3 protein-coding genes are annotated in these 6,856 nt (G+C 47.0%); 2 read left to right on the top strand and 1 reads right to left on the bottom strand.

Going from position 1 to position 6,856, the window contains the following annotated elements; all coding sequences use genetic code 11:
• Window positions 1-3: 3 nt before the first annotated feature.
• Complete coding sequence (locus tag EPO18_RS00220) at window positions 4-3,216, bottom strand: transglycosylase domain-containing protein (protein WP_292428855.1); 3,213 nt, start codon at window positions 3,214-3,216, stop codon at window positions 4-6.
• Between the two features lie 526 nt (window positions 3,217-3,742).
• On the opposite strand from EPO18_RS00220, the gene EPO18_RS00225 reads away from it, so the two are divergent.
• Window positions 3,743-5,239: an oligosaccharide flippase family protein gene (locus EPO18_RS00225; RefSeq protein WP_292428859.1), complete on the top strand. Its 1,497-nt coding sequence runs from the start codon at window positions 3,743-3,745 to the stop codon at window positions 5,237-5,239.
• Window positions 5,236-6,384: an AI-2E family transporter gene (locus EPO18_RS00230; RefSeq protein ID WP_292428861.1), complete on the top strand. Its 1,149-nt coding sequence runs from the start codon at window positions 5,236-5,238 to the stop codon at window positions 6,382-6,384. The genes EPO18_RS00225 and EPO18_RS00230 overlap by 4 nt, the downstream gene beginning before the upstream one ends.
• The last annotated feature ends 472 nt before the right edge of the window (window positions 6,385-6,856 follow it).

The following is a 6,856-nucleotide window of genomic DNA, read 5'->3' on the forward strand; positions in this document are numbered from 1 at the left end:
GGCTTAAGGCGGAGATACAGAAGCCGAATCATTATCTTTGTCTGACACTACTGTTTTAAAATTTGCAAACAGTCCGGAAGCTTGGCCATCCGGTGCTTTATTTAACAAAGGCGCTAGTGTAGGTTCCAAAAACTTGATTATTTGCACCGGCAGCGAGCTGGTAAAGTGATAGCGTTCCGCATCCGGCCCCGCCACATAGGCTGTAATTACCCCAAAAAAGCGATCCCCAAGAAAAAACGTAAAGGTGGCGGCGCGGCTGATGAATATCGAGTCAATCAAGCGTCCGCCCGTACCCCATATTTCCCGGCGATGATCCCCGGTTCCGGTTTTGCCGCCCACCGACAACGGTTTGCCGTCAGCGCTTTTGTAAATGCCTCGAAGGCGGCCTGCCGTTCCAGCTTCGACTACGCCGATCAATGCGCCGCGCGCCGCTTTCGCCACTTCCGGGACAAGCACCTGCTGGCCTTGTTCAGGCAACTTGTCCAGCACTGTTTCATAAGGCGTCGCTTGGGCGTAATGCAAGCTGTCAAACCGGACTGTCGGCAATCGCAAGCCGTCATTGCGCAAAATACCCATCAGTTCGGCCAATGCGGCCGGACGATCCCCCGATGCTCCGATAGATGTCGCATAAGAAGGCGTTAGCGACCCAAACGGATAGCCCAAACGATCCCATGCAGTATGAATTTGTTTAAAAGCCTCATCCTCCAGCAAGGTCATAATGCGCCGTTGCTGGGCATTTTTTCTGCTGCTCTTAAACAGCCATCGATAAACGTTTTGCCGTTGTTCGGTACTGGCGGCAATGATTTCGGCACGCGTGGCATCGGGATGTCGAACCAGATAACCGACCAGCCACAATTCAAGGGGATGAACTTTGGTGATATAGCCTTGATCTTGCAAATCAAAATTCGCCGGTGAATACTTCCGATGAAGTTGTTCAATATCCTCGGCATCCAAGGCGGTCGCGGCCAGATGGGCACTTAAATAACTGCTTAACGCATCGGTTTGTGCGTCAGGGTAAACTGCCTGATAAAGCATGGTCAGACGCGACGGTTTGGCAAAAACTCTCTGGGTAAGCAACTCCATGATTTCGTCTGTTGGCTTGCCGTGATATTTTTCGTAAAAACGCCTTAAATAAACTTGGCCTTCCTTATCCGCAAATCGCATCAGATATTCCATACGCCGAGGGTCATCGGGGATTTCCAGCCATCGTGCTATGCCTTCCGGTTTATAAAGATGATGATAAACCAAATCGCGCATTAACCGAATGAACACCAGATTGACCGAATCGCGAAGCGCATCACGTACCGACATGATTTTGGAATTCTCATCCGGGGTAAAGTTACTGAAACTATGTACCCCTCCGCCGGTATAAAAATTTTCGTAAGGGCTTGCCGAATAACGTCGATCCAGAGCCTGGTTAAGCAAATTCTCCAGATTTATTTTTGGGTTAGCACGTAACTGGCCGATAACCCATGCCGATATATAGTCACGCGGATGCAGTTCGATTCGGCTCAGCTCCTGTGCCGGTTTATCTTGATATTGCTGATAAACCTCGGTAACCAGTTCCAGATAGTGCACCATAGTCCGCAGCTTGGCGGTGGATCCCAAGTCAAGCCGTATACCTTCGTTAATATCAAGCGGTTGATCATAGTTATCGGTCTGTATGCGCAGCAGGTTGCCTTTTTCGCCACGCTCAAACAACATCAGGCTATATACTATCGGAGCCAGATTAATATCTTCATTAAGCATCCTAAAGCCCACTATGCCCGCAGCGCGAGCCTTGTCGGGCTCGCTCAACTGTCGTAAAGCATGAGTGACTGCTTGTTGGGTATCGTAATCGAGCGTGGTTTTAACGGTTAAGTCCAAACGATCCAGCTCATAGTTGGACTTTATGCCTAGCGTCTTGGCAAGGCGGGTGCGCAACACATTCTGGGTCTTTTGTTCCGCCATAAATTTGGCCGGCAGTTGATCCGGCTTGGGAAGACGAACTATAGCTGCCTGCATCGCCGCATCCCGTAACGATGTTGAAATAACGCCCTGTTCAGCCAATATGCGCAAATAACTGTCGGTGAGATTTTGCAGCACATCGAATCCCGCTCCTAAAAGATAGGAAGGGCGTCTTTGCGATAATAAAATACTCAGCACCTGCCGGTAGGCTTGTCCCTGCTGCGGTGTAACCCGTTCGGTTGAATTGATCGCTTTCGGTAACTGCTCCTTGCGTTGCTCTACCTCCTGAGTCCGTGCAGTTGTACCGATTGCAGTGCTTTTGTCATTCGTGGCAGCCGATCCATTGAACGCGACATTTCCACTCTTCAGAGCATCTGTACTGAGCAGTTGGTTAACGGTGTCAAAATCGGCGCCAAACCAAGCCGACAGACCATCGCCCAAACCATGTACTTCGCCTAATTTCGCAGTCGCAGCCAGCGGCATCGAATTTAAATAAGCAAGCGCTATTTGCCGCCTCATTTTACGTGTGTCCGGTCCTTGTAAATAAGCGCGTAAGGAAGCGCTACCCATTTGGCGAAACTTTTCTACCATTGACTCGGTATAGCCATCCGGCGAGTGCCGGTACTTTTCCAATTGCGTAGCCAAGGTGCTGCCCCCTGGCACATTGATATCCGCGCCCAGTTTCCGCGCCATCATTTGCAAAGCGGCAAAGCCTAAGCGGTCCCATTCCACGGCGGGATTAATATTCTTGTGGTTTTCGTTAAGCAATTCGCGGTTTTCGATAAACAGCAAGGTGTTCAACACCAGCGGCGGAATGGCATCAAAATTGGGATAACCATGAGAAGGATAGATTGCGCTGAATATGGTTTGTCCGGCTTGATCGACAATCTGAAGCCCAGCCCGGGTTTTTTCTTGATAGATGGGGAACAGGCCGTAGTCATCGACCAACCGGGTCATCATTGGCGACATAGATGCCTGCGAGGTAATGGTATAACCCGACTTCTCCAGTCGCGTAATCTCGTTTGACAGTAATGTATAGCCCAAGCGCTGATCATAAGGGCCATGGTCGGGATAACGTATCGCCGAACTATGCCCCGGTTTGAGTTCAGAACTCAATTGATTGCTTATTTCCGAAAGGTAATGCGCCTGATATTTAGAAGTTTGCACTTCTTTTTTTACTATCGAAGTAACTGCTATTCCGATTGCAATACATGCGCTCAAAATATAGAGCAGCAGTAGCCGTGAAAGCACTCGTTTATGCATTTTCATTACCCGACATTAGCCTCAAAACAAATCCCCGGCTCTTCCCTGAACGGAACCACTCAAGTATTCTGCTTTCAGTATTAACATCAAAATAATTGCATCTCTTTTTCGGTTGGGGTTGTGAGCGGCTTTACGAATCCGTTGCGGTGAATGGTGGGGGCTAAAATCCGCTTCATGATCAATATTCTGTATGATCAATTATAGCGAGCTACAATAGCAATTGAAAGAAAGCTTGTGATTTGACAACGCTCCGTTTAAGCCGCTTTAAATTCTCAGATCAAGTCATCGCAGCGTTAGAATTTATAAAATCAGAGGTTGCCAATATCGACTGATATGTTTCACTAAAGTTCACTTTATCTGCAAAGCTTAAGTCAAAATTCGTTTGCATGGGCAATATATGCTTTCTGGCAACGGCTTTTGGATTTTGCCGCTGCATCTTTCATAAATTATACAAAAAATAGAGAACAAAAAGTCAGCGTTTTCAGTAAGGCAAGCAGAGGTTGGCGGCCGAGTTCATGTATAATTTCACGCCATGAGCATTTTAAAAAAGCTTGCATCTCAAACTGCAATTTACGGTATCAGCAGTATTTTCGGCCGATTCCTCAACTATCTGTTGGTGCCGCTGTATACCTATTATTTCACAGCAGCGGAATACGGGGTGGTATCGGAGTTTTATGCCTATGCCGGATTTTTTTCGGTGTTGCTGCTGTTTGGTTTTGAAACCGGCTATTTCCGGTTTCGCGACAAGGAACACCCGGGCCGTGATGTAGCTTATTCAACAGCGCTGCTGTTCGTGATCTTAATCAATTTGGGCTTTTTTGCCTTAATATTGCTAATCAATACACGGCTTTCGACAGCGCTGAACTACGCCAATCATCCTGAATACGTATTGTGGTTTAGTATGATTTTAATCATGGATGCTATTGCCGCAATTCCGTTTGCCCGGCTGCGAGCGGAAAACAAGGCATTCCGCTTTGCCGGAATCAAGATCGTCGAGATACTGATAACCGTGCTGCTGAGTTTGTTCTTTATTATCTATTGTCCCAAAGCTTATGCGGAAGATGCCGAATCGTTGGTAGCGAGCGTTTACAGTCCTGCTATAGGCATAGGTTATATTTTTATTGCCAATTTAATGGCCAGCGGCTTTAAGTTTTTGCTGCTTACTCCTCAGCTATCCGGTCTTGCTTGGGGTTTTGACCGAGCATTATTTTTCCGCATGGTTCGCTACTCGTTGCCGATGGTGGTGATCGGTTTCGCCGGGATCGTCAACGAAATGCTCGACCGCGTCCTGTTGAAATACTTGCTGCCTTACGGTAACCCGGCCAATATGAAGATGCTGGGGATCTACAGCGCCTGTTACAAATTGTCGATTTTGATGTCGCTATTTATTCAAGCCTTTCGTTATGCCGCTGAGCCGTTTTTCTTTGCTTATGCAGACAAAAGCGATGCCCGAAAGATTTATGCGACGGTGCTTAAGTTTTTTGTCATTTTCTGCGTGTTTATTTTTCTATTGGTAACTTTATTTATCGATTTCTTTAAATATTTTGTCGGTGAAGAATTTCGCGCAGGGCTTGAGGTCGTGCCGATTTTGCTGATGGCTAATCTATGCCTGGGTGTTTATATTAACCTGTCCATTTGGTATAAATTAACCGACCGCACCTTGATGGGGGCTTTGGTATCTTTAGCCGGAGCGGCGCTGACTATCGTGCTCAACGTTTGGTGGATACCGCTATTCGGTTATATAGGTTCAGCTTGGGCGACGTTGGCCTGTTACAGTAGCATGGCTATCGTCTCGTATCTGCTGGGACAAAAATATTATCCGGTGGATTACGATGTCAAACGCGTGATCGGTTATATCGGGCTAGGCATCGGCTTATATTTTGCGCACGGACAATTATTGATGACTATCGCTTGGCAGCCGTGGCTATTAGCCGGCGCATTAATGCTAATTTATGTGCTGATTGTCGCGCTATTTGAAGGCCGTCATCAGAATCGTAAGCCTTTTTTTGCTCCCTATCATGACTTATGACAAACAAACCGGAAGTTAAAGCTCGTGTAATCGGCGTATTTATTTTGCTCTTGCTGGGCGGCTGGGTTCTGCACAGCTTTATTTCCTTACTGGCTTGGGCAGTTGTTCTTGCTGTTACCACTTGGCCAATTTATCAGCGTTTACTGATTAACAAAGAATTGCATGGTAAAGCGACATGGGGCGCTGTCGGGCTTACCTTGCTGATTGGTGCAATTATTCTGGCACCACTGGGCTATGGCTTACACCGATTGCTTAATGAAGCGCAATCGCTCGGGCAATTCCTGACTGATGCTCAAAATGTCGGCATTCCAGCGCCAAACTGGCTGGAAACCCTGCCCATGATAGGTCAGTGGGCCAAGAATTTCTGGATCGATACATTGGGTAGTGCTGAGGCTGCCAAAGAATCATTACACTGGCTGAGTACTGGCGGCGCTGTGACGTACACTAAAGATTTTGCCGGTCAACTTTTACACCGGTTTTTTAGTTTTCTGACGATACTCTTGATACTGTTTTTTATTTATCAGCACGGTGATGGTTTGAGTCGTCAAATATTAGCAAGTAGCCGGAAATTGTTTGGCGAAATCGGTGTTCGTTATGTGCTACATGCCACGGCGGCAGTACGCGCCACCGTTAACGGCATGGTATTGATTGGTTTGGGCAAAGGTCTGTTACTGGGCGTTGGTTATGCACTCGCCGGATTAAGTCATCCTGCCATATTGGGGGCATTAACAGGAACTTTTGCGATGATTCCATTCGCAGCCAAGATAATCTTTGGCGCTTGTTCACTAGTTTTGGTCGCGGAAGGACACATAGTGGCAGCCACTGGACTTTTTGTTTATGGCATGATCCTTACCATGATAGCAGACAATTACGTCCGTCCGGCGTTAATCGGAGGTGTAGTTAAACTACCTTTTATCTGGGCTTTGCTGGGGATTTTTGCCGGCATGGAAACATTAGGTTTACTGGGATTGTTTCTCGGTCCTACCTTGATGGCGGTGCTAATGTCGCTTTGGCGCGACTGGATTGCCGATATGGATAAAACTGTACGGACACAAGAGACAGAAGACAGCGTATTGAAAAATGCACAAACCGAAGTGGAGCAATTATCCAGTTCATCGGCAACAGAATTCGACGATGGGCAGTAATTATTAAATTTTGCCGCCTTTTCATTGTCGTTTGCTGCTTTAACACTGTTGGCGTCCAAGCGGGGTTTAATGCGCTGACGATATTAAACCTATCGTCCTAAAAACCGCAGCTGAAGGTTCCGGAACGCCCTCGGCCAACATAGAGAAAACAGGACTTCGAAACACTCAACGGTAGTTTTTACATAAATAAAATACCACGGCAAACAGCCAGAAAGCCTTCCGAATTTTTGTCGGGAATAGGTATAAGAACCTATAGACTCGATTCACTGGAAATCAAATAATGTTCTTTCGTTTTATGACCATTGCCCCAACCAAATACGTCGGGAACGGTTGCTGAGGAAACTGATGCGACTAGCAATGTGTTAGATTAAGAATTAGCAGAGGAAACGAAACATGAACTTATATGATTTGCGACGCAATCCGCGCCGGTCGTCAATGACCCGGCGCATGGCTGACAGACGCAAAATTCCCT

The organism is Methylobacter sp. (assembly GCF_004322395.1).
Taxonomy (GTDB): Bacteria; Pseudomonadota; Gammaproteobacteria; order Methylococcales; family Methylomonadaceae; genus Methylobacter_A.